At 61.2% G+C, this 15,169-nt stretch carries 21 protein-coding genes and 1 tRNA gene; 16 read left to right on the top strand and 6 right to left on the bottom strand.

Going from position 1 to position 15,169, the window contains the following annotated elements; translation table 11 throughout:
- Positions 1-14: 14 nt before the first annotated feature.
- The 10 genes from rpmD (at position 15) to EXV95_RS13835 (ending at position 5,450) form a co-directional block, all read left to right on the top strand.
- Complete coding sequence (gene rpmD, locus EXV95_RS13880) at positions 15-197, top strand: 50S ribosomal protein L30 (RefSeq protein WP_007861725.1); 183 nt, start codon at positions 15-17, stop codon at positions 195-197.
- A 10-nt stretch (positions 198-207) separates the two neighbouring features.
- Positions 208-639 carry a 50S ribosomal protein L15 gene (gene rplO, locus EXV95_RS13875; RefSeq protein ID WP_055395677.1) on the top strand — a complete coding sequence of 144 codons (432 nt, stop codon included), beginning with the start codon at positions 208-210 and terminating at the stop codon, positions 637-639.
- 24 nt (positions 640-663) lie between these two features.
- A complete protein-coding gene (secY, locus tag EXV95_RS13870; RefSeq protein ID WP_055395679.1) occupies positions 664-1,983 on the top strand; it encodes a preprotein translocase subunit SecY in 1,320 nt (439 codons plus the stop codon).
- A gap of 145 nt (positions 1,984-2,128) precedes the next feature.
- A complete protein-coding gene (rpmJ, locus tag EXV95_RS13865) occupies positions 2,129-2,242 on the top strand; it encodes a 50S ribosomal protein L36 (protein WP_005793651.1) in 114 nt (37 codons plus the stop codon).
- Positions 2,243-2,265: 23 nt separating this feature from the next.
- Positions 2,266-2,631, top strand: a complete 366-nt coding sequence (gene rpsM / locus EXV95_RS13860; protein ID WP_008906516.1) for a 30S ribosomal protein S13 — start codon at positions 2,266-2,268, stop codon at positions 2,629-2,631.
- Positions 2,632-2,647: 16 nt separating this feature from the next.
- Positions 2,648-3,052 (top strand): 30S ribosomal protein S11, encoded by a 405-nt coding sequence (gene rpsK / locus EXV95_RS13855; RefSeq protein ID WP_005793662.1) that lies wholly within the window; start codon positions 2,648-2,650, stop codon positions 3,050-3,052.
- A gap of 90 nt (positions 3,053-3,142) precedes the next feature.
- On the top strand, positions 3,143-3,766 hold the full coding sequence (gene rpsD, locus EXV95_RS13850; protein ID WP_055395681.1) for a 30S ribosomal protein S4: 624 nt from the start codon (positions 3,143-3,145) through the stop codon (positions 3,764-3,766).
- A gap of 112 nt (positions 3,767-3,878) precedes the next feature.
- Complete coding sequence (gene rpoA, locus EXV95_RS13845; RefSeq protein ID WP_008906514.1) at positions 3,879-4,871, top strand: DNA-directed RNA polymerase subunit alpha; 993 nt, start codon at positions 3,879-3,881, stop codon at positions 4,869-4,871.
- Between the two features lie 87 nt (positions 4,872-4,958).
- A complete protein-coding gene (rplQ, locus tag EXV95_RS13840; protein ID WP_008906513.1) occupies positions 4,959-5,351 on the top strand; it encodes a 50S ribosomal protein L17 in 393 nt (130 codons plus the stop codon).
- Positions 5,352-5,373: 22 nt separating this feature from the next.
- A tRNA-Met gene (locus EXV95_RS13835) sits at positions 5,374-5,450 on the top strand.
- 364 nt (positions 5,451-5,814) lie between these two features.
- On the opposite strand, the gene nhaR is transcribed toward EXV95_RS13835, so the two are convergent.
- A complete protein-coding gene (gene nhaR, locus EXV95_RS13830) occupies positions 5,815-6,711 on the bottom strand; it encodes a transcriptional activator NhaR (RefSeq protein ID WP_176887295.1) in 897 nt (298 codons plus the stop codon).
- Between the two features lie 151 nt (positions 6,712-6,862).
- Between nhaR and EXV95_RS13825 the strand changes: the two genes are divergently transcribed.
- The gene (locus EXV95_RS13825; RefSeq protein ID WP_176887294.1) at positions 6,863-7,408 is read left to right on the top strand and encodes an Rrf2 family transcriptional regulator; all 546 of its coding nucleotides are present in this window, start codon (positions 6,863-6,865) and stop codon (positions 7,406-7,408) included.
- A gap of 97 nt (positions 7,409-7,505) precedes the next feature.
- Here the strand turns inward: EXV95_RS13825 and EXV95_RS13820 are convergent, their stop codons facing one another.
- The 5 genes from EXV95_RS13820 to EXV95_RS13800 form a co-directional block, all read right to left on the bottom strand.
- Entirely contained in the window at positions 7,506-8,099 is a 594-nt protein-coding gene (locus tag EXV95_RS13820) for a MarC family protein (protein ID WP_055395343.1), read from the bottom strand.
- Positions 8,096-8,509, bottom strand: coding sequence for a VOC family protein (locus EXV95_RS13815; protein ID WP_176887293.1), 414 nt, complete (start codon positions 8,507-8,509; stop codon positions 8,096-8,098). Before EXV95_RS13815 ends, EXV95_RS13820 begins: the two co-directional genes overlap by 4 nt.
- A 52-nt stretch (positions 8,510-8,561) precedes the next feature.
- Positions 8,562-8,936, bottom strand: coding sequence for a hypothetical protein (locus EXV95_RS13810; protein ID WP_121421387.1), 375 nt, complete (start codon positions 8,934-8,936; stop codon positions 8,562-8,564).
- 72 nt (positions 8,937-9,008) lie between these two features.
- Positions 9,009-9,380 carry a TraR/DksA family transcriptional regulator gene (locus EXV95_RS13805; RefSeq protein ID WP_055395348.1) on the bottom strand — a complete coding sequence of 124 codons (372 nt, stop codon included), beginning with the start codon at positions 9,378-9,380 and terminating at the stop codon, positions 9,009-9,011.
- Positions 9,381-9,498: 118 nt separating this feature from the next.
- Positions 9,499-10,146, bottom strand: a complete 648-nt coding sequence (locus EXV95_RS13800; protein ID WP_176887292.1) for a glutathione S-transferase — start codon at positions 10,144-10,146, stop codon at positions 9,499-9,501.
- A 122-nt stretch (positions 10,147-10,268) separates the two neighbouring features.
- On the opposite strand from EXV95_RS13800, the gene EXV95_RS13795 reads away from it, so the two are divergent.
- From EXV95_RS13795 to EXV95_RS13775, 5 genes are all read left to right on the top strand, one after another.
- Positions 10,269-10,634: a DUF2946 family protein gene (locus EXV95_RS13795; RefSeq protein WP_176887291.1), complete on the top strand. Its 366-nt coding sequence runs from the start codon at positions 10,269-10,271 to the stop codon at positions 10,632-10,634.
- A gap of 80 nt (positions 10,635-10,714) precedes the next feature.
- Positions 10,715-13,030 carry a TonB-dependent receptor gene (locus EXV95_RS13790; RefSeq protein ID WP_176887290.1) on the top strand — a complete coding sequence of 772 codons (2,316 nt, stop codon included), beginning with the start codon at positions 10,715-10,717 and terminating at the stop codon, positions 13,028-13,030.
- Positions 13,031-13,044: 14 nt separating this feature from the next.
- On the top strand, positions 13,045-13,605 hold the full coding sequence (locus tag EXV95_RS13785; protein WP_176887289.1) for a YcnI family protein: 561 nt from the start codon (positions 13,045-13,047) through the stop codon (positions 13,603-13,605).
- 89 nt (positions 13,606-13,694) lie between these two features.
- A complete protein-coding gene (locus tag EXV95_RS13780) occupies positions 13,695-14,192 on the top strand; it encodes a copper chaperone PCu(A)C (RefSeq protein ID WP_176887288.1) in 498 nt (165 codons plus the stop codon).
- A 96-nt stretch (positions 14,193-14,288) separates the two neighbouring features.
- On the top strand, positions 14,289-15,161 hold the full coding sequence (locus EXV95_RS13775; RefSeq protein WP_176887287.1) for a PhaM family polyhydroxyalkanoate granule multifunctional regulatory protein: 873 nt from the start codon (positions 14,289-14,291) through the stop codon (positions 15,159-15,161).
- The last annotated feature ends 8 nt before the right edge of the window (positions 15,162-15,169 follow it).

The following is a 15,169-nucleotide window of genomic DNA, read 5'->3' as shown; positions in this document are numbered from 1 at the left end:
ACCGGAGCTTGAAAATGACAACGCAACAAACCGTCAAGATTCAACTGGTGCGCAGCCCGATTGGCACCAAGGAATCGCACCGCGCCACCGTTCGTGGCCTGGGTCTGCGCAAGCTCAACAGCGTGAGCGAACTGCAGGACTCGCCCGAAGTGCGCGGCATGATTAACAAGATCAGCTATCTGGTCAAAGTCCTCTGAGAGATAGATCATGGAACTCAATAGCATCAAGCCCGCAGACGGCGCCAAGCATGCCAAGCGCCGCGTAGGCCGTGGTATCGGCTCCGGCCTGGGCAAGACCGCTGGCCGTGGTCACAAGGGTCAGAAGTCTCGTGCCGGCGGCTACCACAAGGTTGGTTTCGAAGGCGGTCAAATGCCTTTGCAGCGCCGCTTGCCAAAGCGTGGCTTCAAGTCGCACTTGCTCAAGTTCAACGCAGAAGTGACGCTGACGGCATTAGATCAACTCGGCCTGGCCGAAGTGGATGTCCTCGCTCTGAAGCAAGCAGGCCTGGTTGGCGAATTGGCCAAGGTGGTGAAGGTCATCAAGAGCGGTTCCCTGACCAAGGCTGTCAAGCTCAATGGCGTGGGTGCTACGGCTGGTGCCAAAGCAGCGATTGAAGCTGCTGGCGGCAGCGTCGCCTGAGTGTGGCTCTGAAGGAAGGCATCTGTGGCTACTAGCGCGGCTCAAATTGCAAAGACCGGTAAATTCGGCGACCTCCGTCGTCGTCTGGTTTTTCTGTTGCTTGCGCTGGTCGTGTACCGCATTGGGGCTCATATCCCTGTGCCAGGCATCGATCCAGCCCAACTCCAGCAGCTCTTCAGTGGCCAGCAAGGCGGCATCCTGAACCTGTTCAACATGTTCTCCGGTGGTGCGCTGTCGCGCTTCACGGTTTTCGCTCTGGGGATCATGCCGTACATTTCGGCGTCGATCATCATGCAGCTGATGACCTATGTGGTTCCCACATTCGAGCAGTTGAAAAAGGAAGGCGAAGCCGGTCGCAGGAAGATCACTCAGTACACCCGCTATGGCACGTTGGGCTTGGCCCTGTTCCAGTCGCTGGGAATTGCCGTGGCGCTGGAAAGCTCTGCTGGTTTGGTCCTGAGCCCGGGTTTCGGGTTTCGCATGACCGCTGTGGTCAGCTTGACGGCTGGCACGATGTTCCTGATGTGGCTTGGTGAGCAGATCACTGAGCGTGGCTTGGGGAACGGGATCTCGATCCTGATCTTTGCGGGCATTGCCGCTGGGTTGCCTAGTTCGATTGGTGGCCTTCTGGAGCTGGTTCGTACGGGTGCCATGAGCATTCTGGCCGCTATCTTCATCGTCCTCGTCGTTGGTCTAGTGACTTACTTCGTGGTGTTTGTCGAGCGGGGTCAGCGCAAGATACTGGTGAACTACGCTCGCCGGCAAGTAGGCAACAAGGTTTATGGTGGCCAATCGTCGCACCTGCCCCTGAAGCTGAACATGGCAGGCGTGATTCCTCCGATCTTTGCCTCGTCGATCATTTTGCTGCCGGCAACGGTGGTGAACTGGTTCAGTGCTGGTGAATCGATGCGCTGGTTGAAGGATATCTCGGGTGCGCTGACTCCTGGTCAGCCCATCTATGTGATGTTCTATGCAGCAGCCATCATCTTCTTCTGCTTTTTCTACACGGCTCTGGTATTCAACAGCCGTGAAACTGCAGACAACCTGAAGAAGAGCGGTGCGTTCATTCCAGGCATTCGCCCAGGTGAACAGACGGCCCGTTATATCGACAAGATCCTGGTGCGCCTGACATTGGCAGGCGCTGTGTACATCACCTTCGTGTGCTTGCTGCCAGAGTTCCTGATCTTGAAGTACAACGTTCCGTTCTACTTTGGTGGAACCTCGCTGTTGATCATTGTGGTGGTGACCATGGACTTCATGGCCCAGGTTCAGAACTACATGATGTCGCAACAGTATGAGTCGCTGCTCAAGAAAGCCAATTTCAAGGGCAACGCAGGCGGTTGATGATGAGGAAGGCAGTGCAGCACTTGCGACACTGCCTGCAAGGAACTGAATATCGGTTGAGTTGGCGCCCCACGATTTTTCGCGGGCACAAATTGTGTTCCGTGCGAAGCAGCCGGGACGGATGGAAAAGTTTTAGGAGAATGCAATGAGAGTTTCGGCTTCGGTCAAAAAAATCTGCCGCAACTGCAAGATCATCCGCCGCAAGGGTGTGGTGCGCGTGATCTGCACGGATCTGCGTCACAAGCAGCGCCAAGGTTGATTGGAAAGTATTAGAGGACGCATATGGCACGTATCGCTGGCATTAACATTCCGCCGCACAAGCACGCGGAAATCGGTTTGACCGCCATTTTTGGCATTGGTCGCACCCGCGCTCGCAAGATTTGCGAAGCAACTGGTATCGCTTACTCCAAGAAGATCAAAGATCTGACGGACGGCGATCTGGAAAAAATTCGCGAGCAAATCGAGCAGTTCACCATTGAGGGTGACCTGCGCCGCGAAACCACGATGAACATCAAGCGTTTGATGGACATCGGCTGCTATCGTGGCTTCCGCCATCGCCGCGGTCTGCCAATGCGTGGTCAGCGCACCCGTACCAATGCTCGCACTCGCAAGGGTCCGCGCAAGGGTGCAGCTGCACTGAAGAAATAAAGATTGAAAGATCATCATGGCTAAGTCTCCTGCCAATAACGCAGCTCAGCGCGTTCGCAAGAAGGTCCGGAAGAACGTTTCGGACGGTATTGCACACGTGCACGCGTCGTTCAACAACACCATCATCACGATCACTGATCGCCAAGGCAATGCTTTGTCGTGGGCATCGTCCGGTGGACAAGGTTTCAAGGGCTCGCGCAAGTCCACCCCATTCGCAGCCCAAGTGGCTTCGGAAGTGGCCGGCCGCGCTGCCATCGATCAAGGTATCAAGAACCTTGACGTTGAAATCAAGGGTCCCGGTCCTGGCCGTGAATCTTCGGTCCGCGCACTGGGTGCCCTGGGCATCCGTATCACGTCGATTTCTGACGTGACGCCAGTGCCGCACAACGGCTGCCGCCCTCAGAAGCGTCGTCGTATCTAATCTCTCTAAGCCCACCGCCGCCTGTGAACGCGCAAGCGCCTCAGGCGGCTCCCGCAATGGTTTGCGGCAGATGACACAAAGGAAGCTCAAGTGGCACGTTACCTCGGCCCCAAGGCCAAACTCTCCCGCCGTGAAGGCACGGACCTGTTCCTGAAGAGCGCCCGTCGCTCGATCGCCGACAAGTCCAAGTTCGACTCCAAGCCTGGTCAACACGGCCGCACCTCGGGTGCCCGTACCTCTGACTACGGTCTGCAACTGCGCGAAAAGCAGAAGGTCAAGCGCATGTACGGCGTGCTGGAAAAGCAATTCCGCCGTTACTTCGAAGCTGCTGAAGGCAAGAAGGGCAATACCGGCGCCAACCTGCTGTTCCTGCTGGAATCCCGCCTCGACAACGTCGTGTACCGCATGGGTTTCGGTTCGACCCGCGCTGAAGCCCGTCAGCTGGTGTCGCACAAGGCGATTACCGTGAACGGCAAGTCCGTGAACATTGCTTCCTACCTCGTGAAGACGGGTGACGTTGTGGCTGTGCGCGAAAAGTCGAAGAAGCAAAACCGCGTTGTGGAAGCCCTGCAACTGGCCGCACAAGTGGGTATGCCTGCCTGGGTGGAAGTGAATGCCGACAAGGCTGAAGGCATCTTCAAGAAGGTGCCTGACCGTGATGAGTTTGGCGCCGACATCAACGAATCCCTGATCGTTGAGTTGTATTCGCGCTAATCGCTCGGTACATATTTCGAGAAAACCGTCCCTGAACCGCGAGGCATCGCGGTTTAGGCGCTTCACCAGCCTTACCGGTGTAACGAGCTGGGGGTATTGAGAGGAAGTCTGAATGCAAACCAATTTGCTGAAACCCAAGGCGATCAATGTCGAGCAGCTTGGCCACAATCGTGCCAAGGTCGCGCTGGAGCCGTTCGAGCGTGGCTACGGTCACACGCTGGGCAACGCCATCCGGCGCGTCCTGCTCTCGTCCATGGTGGGTTACGCAGCGACGGAAGTCACCATTGCAGGCGTTCTGCACGAGTACTCGTCCATCGATGGCGTTCAGGAAGATGTGGTCAACATCCTCTTGAACCTCAAGGGCGTAGTGTTCAAGCTGCATAACCGCGATGAAGTCACGCTGAGCCTGCGCAAGGATGGCGAAGGCGTGGTCACCGCGCGCGACATCCAGACGCCCCATGACGTCGAGATCGTCAACCCCGATCATGTGATTGCCAACCTGTCGGCAGGCGGCAAGCTGGACATGCAGATCAAGGTGGAAAAGGGCCGTGGTTACGTGCCTGGCAGCCTGCGTCGTTATGCTGACGAATCGACCAAGTCGATCGGCCGCATCGTGCTGGATGCTTCGTTCTCGCCCGTCAAGCGCGTGAGCTACACCGTGGAAAGCGCTCGCGTCGAACAGCGTACCGACTTGGACAAGCTGGTGGTCGAGATCGAAACCAATGGTGCCATCACTGCCGAAGACGCAGTGCGTGCATCGGCCAAGATCCTGGTGGAACAGCTGGCTGTGTTTGCACAGTTGGAAGGTGGCGAGCTGGCTGCGTTCGACGCACCTGCAGGTCCACGCGGCAATGCCACGTTCGATCCGATCCTGCTGCGCCCTGTGGACGAGCTGGAACTGACGGTGCGCTCTGCCAACTGCCTGAAGGCCGAGAACATCTACTACATCGGTGACCTGATCCAGCGCACCGAGAATGAGTTGCTCAAGACCCCTAACCTGGGCCGCAAGTCGCTCAACGAGATCAAGGAAGTGCTCGCATCGCGTGGTCTCACGCTGGGCATGAAACTGGAAAACTGGCCACCAGCTGGCTTGGACAAGCGTTAAGTTATAATTTTTAGTTCCCCGCCGGGAACAGTGCCTCGGGCAGTACCTGATACGGCTGCCTGATTTAATTACTCAAAGGAAAGCACCATGCGCCACGGACACGGCCTCCGCAAACTCAACCGTACCAGCTCGCACCGCCTCGCGATGCTGCAGAACATGATGAATTCGCTCATCGAGCACGAAGTCATCAAGACCACCGTTCCCAAGGCCAAGGAACTGCGCCGCGTGATCGAGCCCATGATCACCCTGGCCAAGGAAGATTCCGTAGCGAACCGCCGTCTGGCATTCAACCGCCTGCGCGACCGTGATAGCGTGACCAAGCTCTTCAATGACCTGGGTCCTCGTTTCAAGGTGCGTCCCGGTGGCTACACCCGTATTCTGAAGATGGGCTTCCGTGTGGGCGATAACGCTCCCATGGCGCTGGTCGAATTGGTCGACCGTGCTGCTGAAACCGAAAATAATTCGGCAGCAGCTGAATAATAGGGTATAATTTATTTCTTACCGCGCGATGGAGCAGTCTGGTAGCTCGTTGGGCTCATAACCCAAAGGTCGGAGGTTCAAATCCTTCTCGCGCAACCAACATAGCAGGCCTCTGCTGAACAAAACGCCCACTACGTAGTGGGCGTTTTTGTTTCTGCCTCTCGGACCGTGCGGAATTGGCACTCTGGCTTGCCAGGTGATTTCTTCCAACCCGGCAAATGGCCTTTCATGTCGCCGTCATCCGGCATGGCATGTTTTCACAAACGAGGGCTTGGCACTGGGCATATCGGGGGAGCCTTGGTGTTTGCTGCAGGGCTCATCACAGCAGCTCCATGAGCAGGCTGACTGAGGCCGAGTTTTGTTGAGAGGCTGCAAAAGCTGCCTTAACCTGACCCCTCGGCGTTCCTGAGCGTGTCTGGAGGCCTTCGGTCGTGGAGCCCTGCGCGGGTGGCACCCGGCAAACTCATTTCCCGAACAGATCTGCCTTGGCCGCCTTGGTGATTGCTGCCACGCAGGGGTGCGTGATGCGTCGCTCCACAGAAATCGCAAAAAACTCCTCGACCAGTTCCGTCGTGCGGCCGATCACTTCGACACCAAACTGTGCGGTGGTTTCCTCATCCAGAACGGTCGGGGACGTGAAAACGCCACGGCCTTCGCGGCCGAAAGCATTCATCAACGCACTGTCGTCGAACTCACCCACGAGCCGTGGCTGCAACTGGTATTTGTTAAACCAGTGATCGAGCTGTTGGCGCACGGAAGACATAGGGCCTTGGATGAGCATGGGGGCGCCCTGGAGGCATTGGGGAAAGGAACCCTGTAGCTGCGCCTTCAGGCCAGGAGCGCAGAAAAAACTCATACCACTGGTTCCTAGCGGGTGGTTGAACGCCTTGACGCCGATTTTTTTGGAAACGGGTTCATCGGCCAGCACCAGATCGAGTTTGTGCAGGCTCAGTTGGGCGATGAGTTCTGGAAATTTTCCTTCCTGGCAGGTCATGTGCACCTGTTCAGGCATGCCCAAGGCGGGTTCAAGAAGGTGATAGGCCACGGACTTCGCGATCGAGTCTGCAACCCCTACGCGAAATTCCAGCGGTTTGGCGTGGCCGCGGGAGAGGCGGATCGATTTTTCCAGCTCGTCCCCCAGCGTAAAAATCTGCTCCGCGTAACCCAGGGCGACACGACCCTCGCTGGTGAGTTCCAGCCCACGCCCCCGCTTGCGAAAGAGGTCGTGGCCCAGCCATTCCTCCAGCTGTTTGATCTGCCCAGAAAGCGTCTGGGGCGTGGTGTGCAGCTGCTCGCCTGCCCGCATCACCCCTCCGGCCTTTGCAACCGTCCAGAAATACCGCAGATGCTTGAAGTTCATGGTGATAAATACTTCGTAAAAAACGATCAATCTACGTTGATAAAACGAATATACGCGAAGTATTAAACCACCTACATTGAACGCTTGGCCCCTTTCCCCAGCCATTGGTGCTGCGGTCTGGAACTGTCAACGTTCACAAGGAGTAGCAACGATGCGGATTACCACCCGAGGACAACTTGCGGTATCGGCAATGACCGACCTGGCGCTGCGCCAGAAGATGCGGCCGGTAGCGCTTTCGACGATCAGCGCCCGGCAGGGTACCTCGCTGTCGTACCTGGAGCAGCTGTTCAGCGCCTTGCGCCGTGCCGGGCTCGTGGACAGCACACGCGGCCCGGGTGGCGGTTACACCCTTGCCCGAAACACAGACCAGATATCTGTAGCCGAAATCATCCTGGCGGTCGAGAACCTCAAGGCCGACGATCTGCAGAGCCTGGGTGTCGGCCAGGCTGCGCAAGTGAAGTCAATGACGGGCGAACTCTGGTCCACCTTCAACGCACGGGTGATGGAGTACTTGCAGTCGGTGACGTTGCAAGACCTTGTGGCGCAGCAGCATGCCAAGGGTGTGGTGGCCGAAGAGATGGCCCCTGCTGCCCCCCGCCCCAAGCTGAGCGCCAAGCCGCGCCCCTTGATGGCGCGGGTGGGCGTGCCCAACTCGGTGTTCGCACTGGGTTCGATCCCCCTGCTGCAACGCCGTTGAGACCGCACACCGGTTGCGCTCTGCAGTTGCGAGCGCATGCCAGTGCTCCGGGGGCGGCCTTGGCCCGCCCTCCATCAGTTTTGCGTGCGCGGGGCGGCTACAGCTGCTGCGCGAGCTGCTTGATTCCCCGGATCAGCATCTCTACCGAGATGGCGACCAGGATCAGGCCCATCAGGCGTTCAAACGCCATCACCACGCGTTCGCCCACCAGGCGCTGGATGCGTTCTGCCATAAGCAACACCACGGCGCACACGGCCATGGTGACGCACAGCGCGCCCACCCATTCCCAGCGGCGTTCCGGCGCCTGGGCTACCAGCAGCATGACGGTGGCCAGCGCTGAGGGGCCCGCCAAGGCAGGGATGGCCAGCGGCACGATCAGGGGTTCGCCCGGCAGCTCCGCCTGTGGCCCGTCAGCCGACGGAAAAATCATGCGCAGCGCGATCAGAAACAGCACCACCGCACCCGCAATCTGCAGCGACAAATCGCTCAGGTTCATCACCTGCAGAAACTGCGCCCCGAAAAATAGAAACACCAGCAGCAGCGCAAACGCAATCAGCACCTCCCGCAGGATCACCCGCGCCCGGCGCTCGGGCGCCACGCCGCGCAGGGCGTTGGCAAAGATGGGGATGTTGCCCAGCGGATCGGTGATCAGCAGGAGCAGGATGGTGGCGGACGCGAAGGTATAGCTCACGATGCGTACACCGCGTCCAATGAGCGAAAGCCCTTGATCTCGATCGGATTGCCACTGGGGTCGTGGAAGAACATTGTCCGCTGTTCGCCGGGCTGGCCCTCAAAGCGCACCTGAGGCTCCAGCACAAAAGTGGTGCCGGCGGTCTTCAGCCGTGCGGCCAGCGCATGCCAGTCGGGCAATTCCATGATGGCGCCAAAGTGCGGCATGGGTACCAGGTGGTCGCCCACATGGCCGGTGCGGGCGCTGGCAAACGGGGTGCCCAAGTGCAACGAGATCTGGTGGCCAAAAAAATCGAAGTCCACCCAAGTATCGGTGCTTCGGCCTTCCTGGCAGCCGAGCACGCCGCCATAAAAGTGGCGCGCGGCATCCAGGTCGGTGACGTGAAAGGCGAGGTGAAAGAGGCTGCGCATCCCGCAAAGGATAGCAGCCAGGGCTGCGCTGCGGGCGCGGCCTGGAGGCCTGTCAGGCGACCGACGGGTCTGCGGCCATGTTGTCAAACTTCTTGAAATACTGGCGCGCCATGGCCACCAGCTGGGCGTCGGTCGGGTGGTCTGCTGCCACCGAGTCCACCACCACATCGGCCACCGCCGCATGGTGCTTGGCCGCCCAGTCACGGAACTGGTTGCGCACCAGGCCCGGGCCAGCCAGCAGCACTTCACGCGTGTCGGCCAAGGCCTGGGCGACGTCGGCAAAGAAAGCGGTGAGGTCGTCGGCTTTGCCCTGGTGCTTGTGGTGGCTGCGGGACTTGATGCGCTGGGCCTCGGCATGCTCGCGGTCGAACATCACCACGTGGGCTTCGGACTGGTCCATCCAGACAACGGCGTGAAAAGTGCTCATGAATCGGCTTTCTTGAAGTGACGAAAAAAAACGGGGAAAGAGGGGAAAAGGGGTTTGAATGCGTCAGCGAACTTACGCAGCACGGCGGTGTTGTTCGGCCTTTTCCTGGCAATGCACGCAGCGTGCGGCCTCGGGGGTGGCGTGCAGGCGTGCGGCGGTGATGTGGGTGCCACAGTCTGTGCATTCGCCGTACGTACCCGCTTCAATGCGGGCCAAAGCGGCTTCCACGGCGGCAAGGTGGGTGGTTTCGCGCTCGTCCAGCGCAAACTCCAGTTCACGCTCGGTGGCGAGTTGGGCACGCGGGTCCTCGGGCTGACCAAAGTGGTCGGCAGCGGCCTCGGCGCGGCCGATGACGCCCCCGCGCTGCGCGGCCAACTGGGCCAGCAGCTCGGATTGCTGGGCCAGCAATTGTTGGCGGAATGGGGCGGCCTGGGTCTTGTCCATGCGGTGTCTCCTCAAGGGTGATCGGATACCTGCATGGTGCGCTTGTGCGCGATGACCTCGGTTGACCAAGGTCAAGGGATGAAGACCCAGCGCCTGGGGGCGGGTTTAGAACAGGGTCTTAGCGCTTGGGCGGCCGCGCCAGCATTTCAGCGGTGTTGGTCTTGCGATCGGCGTTCACGCGCTGCACGTGGGGGCGCTCTGCCATGCGCGTGAGGTACTCGCGCACAGGCAGATCGGCCAGGTAGTCGCGGCCATAGATGATCTTGGTGGCCGAGCTGACCAGCGGCAGGTGCACGATGGCTGCGCAGTCGGCCAGGGTGAAGGCGTCGCCGCCCACGTAGGGGCTGAACTTCGCAAGCTGACCGAAGGCGGCAATGTTTTTCTCAAGCTGCACTCCCACCTTTTCCTTGGCGGTGTCGCTCACGGTTCCTCCAAAAAACGCCTGGGGATACAGGTTGCGTGCCACCAGCTCCAGATGCAACTCCAGAAAGGTGATCAGCTCGCGCACCTTGGCGGCCTGGTAGGGGTTGGCGGGGATCAGCGCTGGCTGTGGGTGGGCTGCCTCGATGTAGTCGGCCATAACTGCCGATTCGCACAGCGGCCCCTCGGGCGTGCGCAGGTAGGGCACCTTGCCCAGCGGGCTGGCGCTGCGGTCGGTCTCGCCCACCCAGGCCAGTTCTTCGGTGAAGGGCAGGCCCTTTTCGAGCAAGGCGAGTTTGATCTTGTTGTAGTAGTTGCTGGCCGAAAAGCCGCAGAGTGTGAGCATGGTGGCGTCTCCGTTGTGGTGGTGAATGCAGCACGCATCCTAGGTGGGGGCGGGGGCGCAGTCCGTCGCGCAGATGACCCCGGTCAAGGGGTGCGCACCCAGGCCCCCTACAATTCGCACCCATGCCCTCCCTGCAAACCATTCGCAGCCTTCGCTGGCTCGCCCACCTTGTGCTGGCGTGGTTTGTGTTGTCCATCGGGGTGGCGGTGGCGTCGCCGCTGGTCAATCCGCAGGCGATGGAACTGATCTGTTCGGGCTCGGGCGCCATCAAGCTGCTGGTCAAGACCGACGACGGCGCCAAGGAGATGTCCAGCCACACGCTGGACTGCCCCCTGTGCGCGCATGTCAGCGCTCCGCCTCCCGTGTCGCAGGCCCAGCTGCCTGTGGTCCACCCCCTGGCGCATGCCCTGCGCCCCATCCCTGCCGCGCACATTGCTGCGCGCACCGCCGCGCCGCTGCCGCCGCGTGGGCCCCCGGTCTTCTCCTGAAATTGCTATATTTTTAATAGCTGTTTGCGCTTGATGGATAAGCGCTGGCGGCCTATTTGGCTTGAAATTCAGGAGTTCCCATGCGCAAAAGCCGCATGGCGCTGGCCGTGGCCAGTGCCTTTCCCCTCGCACTCTGCGTGGGTGTTTCCGCGTTGGCCCAGACCGCCGACAGCACCGGCAACAGCAATGCCCCCGTCAAGGAGCTGGGCGTGGTCACCATCAGCGGTGGCCAACCCACCTCGCTGCCCACGCAGATTCCCACCACCATCGAGGGCGTGACGCGCGAGCAGATCGAGCATTCGATCAACGCCACCGACAGCGAAGACGCCCTCAAGTACCTGCCCAGCCTGCTGGTGCGCAAGCGCTACATCGGCGACTACAACCACGCCGTGCTGTCCACCCGCGCCTCGGGCACGGGCAACCCGGCGCGGTCCATGGTGTTCGCCGACGGCATTTTGCTGAGCAACTACCTGGGCAACGGCCCCACCAACGCGCCGCGCTGGATGCTGGTCACGCCCGAGGAGATCGAGCGCGTGGACGTGCTCTACGGCCCCTTCTCCGCCGCGTATGCAGGCAACTCGGTGGGCGCGGTGGTGGACTACGTCACGCGCATGCCCACGAAGTTCGAGGCCCACGGCCAGGTCAGCGTCCAGCACCAGCCGTTTGACCTGTACGGCACCAGTGCCACCTATGCGGGCAAGCAGGTCAGCGCATCCGTGGGAAACAAGAACGGTGACTGGTCCTGGTTCCTCAACTTCAACAAGACGGACAGCGAAGGCCAGCCGCTCACCTTCCCCACGCGCCTCGTGTCCGCTGGTACCGTGGGCAATGCGGGCACGCCGGTGACGGGCGCGGTGCCTGGGCTCAGCCGCAGCAACCAGCCCTGGTACCTGCTGGGCACGGCCACGCAGTACCACACGCAGCAAGACCACATCAAGGCCAAGATCGCCTACGACTTTTCGCCGACTGTGCGGGCGGCCTATACCCTGGGCTGGTGGCACAACGAATCCGAAGGCCGCCCCACCAGCTACCTGCGCGACGCCAATGGCAATGCGGTGTACGGCGGCACGGTCAACATCAATGGCCGCTCGTACACGCTGGCACCCACAGACTTCAATGTGTCCAATGAAGACCTCACGCATTTCATGCACGGGCTCTCGGTTAAGAGCAACACCAAAGGCGTGTTCGACTGGGAAGTAGCCGCCAGCCTGTACGACTACCAGACCGACACCCTGCGTGCTGCCACCGTCGCGCTGCCTGCCGCGCTGAACGGCGGCGCGGGCCGCATCGTCAACAGCAAGGGCACGGGCTGGAACACGCTGGCCGCCAAAGGCACCTGGCGGCCCGATGGGGTGCAGGGCGCGCACATTGTGGACTTTGGCCTGCAGCGCGACAGCTACCAGCTGCGCACGGTGGAGAACGCCACCAGCAACTGGATCAACGGCGCTGCGGGCGCGCGCAACCAGGCCTTCAACGGCGACACGCAGCTCATCGGCCTGTGGGCGCAAGACACCTGGAAGATCGCGCCACGGTGGAAGGCCGTGCTGGGCGCCCGCGCCGAGCGCTGGAGCGCCAGCAATGGCCAGACAGGCAACGCCACCACCACGCTGAGCCACCCCGAGCGCAACGAAACTTATTTTTCGCCCAAGGCTGCGGTGGCCTACCAGGCCAATGACCTGTGGGTGCTCAAGGCCTCCACCGGCCGTGCCGTGCGCATGCCCACGGTGGCCGAGCTGTACCAGGGTGGCATCAGTGGCGGCGGCACGCTGATCAACAACGACCCGAACCTGAAACCCGAAAAGAGCTGGACCACCGAGCTGACCGCCGAGCGGGACATGGGCAATGGCCTGCTGCGCCTCACGGCCTTCTTCGAGCGCACGAAAGACGCGCTGTACTCGCAGACCAATGTGCTGGTCACGCCCAATGTGACCAACGTGCAGAACGTGGACGCCATCGCTACCCGTGGCCTGGAACTGTCGTACCAGGCAACCAACGTCTTCGTGCGCGGGCTGGAGCTGGGCAGCAGCCTGACCTGGACCGACTCCAAGATCACCCGCAACGACAAGTTCCCTGCCAGCGTGGGCAAATGGCAGCCGCGCATCCCCGAGTGGCGTGCCAGCGCCGTGGCCACGTACCGGCCCGACGACACCTGGTCGTACACCCTGGGCGCGCGCTACAGCGGCAGGCAGTACAGCACGCTGGACAACACCGATGTGAACGGTTTTGCCTACCAGGGCGCCAGCCGCTACTTCACCACTGACGTGCGCGTGCGCTACCAGATCACCAAGCAGGTCAGCGCGGCCGTGGGCATCGACAACCTGAACAACTATCAGTTCTGGAACTTCCACCCTTACCCGCAGCGTACTTACCTCGCTGAGCTCAAGGTCAGTCTCTGAAAGGAATACATCCCATGTCTCTGAATACTATGAAAAAGATAGCTGTAATCGCTTTGCTGTCAGGCGCAGGAGGCCTTTTTGGCTCTGCATCCGCTCATGTGGTGCTCGAATACCAGGTCGCCCCGGCGGGCGCAGGCTACAAGGCCACATTCAAGGTCGGCCACGGCTGCGGCGCATCGCCCACGCGGCAGATTGCGGTGGATATCCCGGCTGGCATGCGCGGCGCGCGCCCCATGCCCAAGCCGGGCTGGACGCTGGATGTGCAGCGCGAAAAGCTCGCCCAGCCCTACACCAGCCACGGCCGCAGCATTTCCGAAGATGTGGTGCGCATCACCTGGACGGCCAAGACGCCAGAGGACATGCTGCCCAATGCCCACTACGACGAATTTGTGCTCGTGGCCCAGGCGCCCGAGCAGGCTGGCACCGTGTACTGGCCCGTGCGCCAGGTCTGTGCCGAAGGCCGCAACGATTGGGTCGATGTGCCCAAGGCGGGGCAAAAACTCTCGGACCTGAAGTCCCCCGCTGCAGCGCTGGAGATTCTGCCCACGGGCGGCGCCGCTGCCCACCATCATTGACAGTCCGGCCCACGGCCTGTTCTCCCTTTCCCGTCCCTCTTCCCTTCTTCGCTTCTTCTCGTTCTCTCACTCACCGAAAGGCATCCATCATGAAAAAACTGCTTCACACCGCCGCCCTGGTTTCCACACTGGCCGCTGTACTCGCCAGCACCCCCGCATGGGCTCAGACCGCAGCCGTCAAAGTCGAAGGCGCCTGGGCGCGCGCCAGCGTGCAGGGCCAGAAGGCCACGGGTGCGTTCATGCGCCTCACCGCCCAGGACGGCGCCCGCCTGGTGCGCGCCGAGTCGCCCGCTGCAGGCGTGACCGAAGTGCACGAGATGAAGATGGAAGGCGACATCATGAAGATGCGCGCCATCCCCGCCCTGGATCTGCCCGCGGGCAAGACCGTGGAGCTCAAGCCCGGTGGCTACCACGTCATGCTGCTGGACCTGAAGGCGCCGCTGGCCAAAGACAGCTCGGTACCCATCACCCTGGTGTTTCAGGACGCCAAGGGCGTGGAAAGCAAGCTCGACCTCACCGTGCCCGTGGGCACGGCAGCCCCTGGTGGTGCCACCGCAGGCACCATGATGAATGGGCATAAACACTGAGGTTCCCACGTCGGCGGCCGCTTCGCCTGGGCAACGCATTGGAGTAAGCTGTGACTCCACCACAGACTACCCTCGTCCACCTCTTGCGGAGCGGCCATGAGCGATACATCGAATTTCGGTTTCGGCAAACTTGTCCCCGGTTTTGACTTTCTGCAGAGCCTGGCCAAGGGGGCGTCCAGCAGCATTCCGCAGTTGCCCAACCTCAGCAACTGGGTGGCGCCCACCATCAGCGTCGAAGAGCTTGAAAAGCGTATCGACGAACTCAAGGCCGTGCAGTTCTGGCTGGAGCAGAACTCGCGCGCGCTGGCCGCCACCATCCAGGCGCTGGAAGTGCAGAAGATGACCCTGGCCACCCTGAAGGGCATGAACTTCAGCATGGGGGACGTGGCCAACGCCTTCAAGCTCAAGACGGCTGACACCGTGATGAGCGGCGTACAGAAAGCCGCCGACACCGTGACGGGTGCCGCCGAGGCTGTGGCTGGTGCCGCGGCCCGCGCTACGGGCCGTGTGAGTGCTGCCGAAGAAGAAGCCGAAGACGAGGGTGATGACGCCGAACCCGCCGCCCCGCCTGCCAAGGCCAAAACAAAAGGCAGCAAGGCATCGGCCGCTGCCGCGCCCACCGTGGTGGACCCCATGCAGTGGTGGGGCGCACTCACCGGTCAGTTCCAGCAGATCGCCGCCAACGCCATGAAGGATGCGGCCAAGCAGACCGCCATCGACACCACCAAGAACATGGCCACGGGCCTTGCCAAAGAAGCCCTGAAGACGGCGACCGGCATGGCCAGCCAGTTTGCCGCCAAGGGCATGCAGACCATGCAGGGCGGTGCCAAGCGCGCCGCTGCATCGGGCACCGCCAAGAAGAGCACCGCTGCCAAGAAGCCTGCAGCCCGCAAAACCCCAGCAAAACCCGCCGCCAAGAAGGCCAGCAGCAGCACCCGCAGCCCAGGCGCCCGCAAGCGAGCGGGCTGACGCCAACG

The organism is Acidovorax sp. JMULE5 (assembly GCF_013376875.1).
In the GTDB taxonomy this organism is placed as follows: domain Bacteria; phylum Pseudomonadota; class Gammaproteobacteria; order Burkholderiales; family Burkholderiaceae_C; genus Acidovorax; species Acidovorax facilis.
The sequence above is the reverse complement of the archived record's forward strand: the minus strand, read 5'-3'. Positions and strand labels throughout refer to the sequence as shown.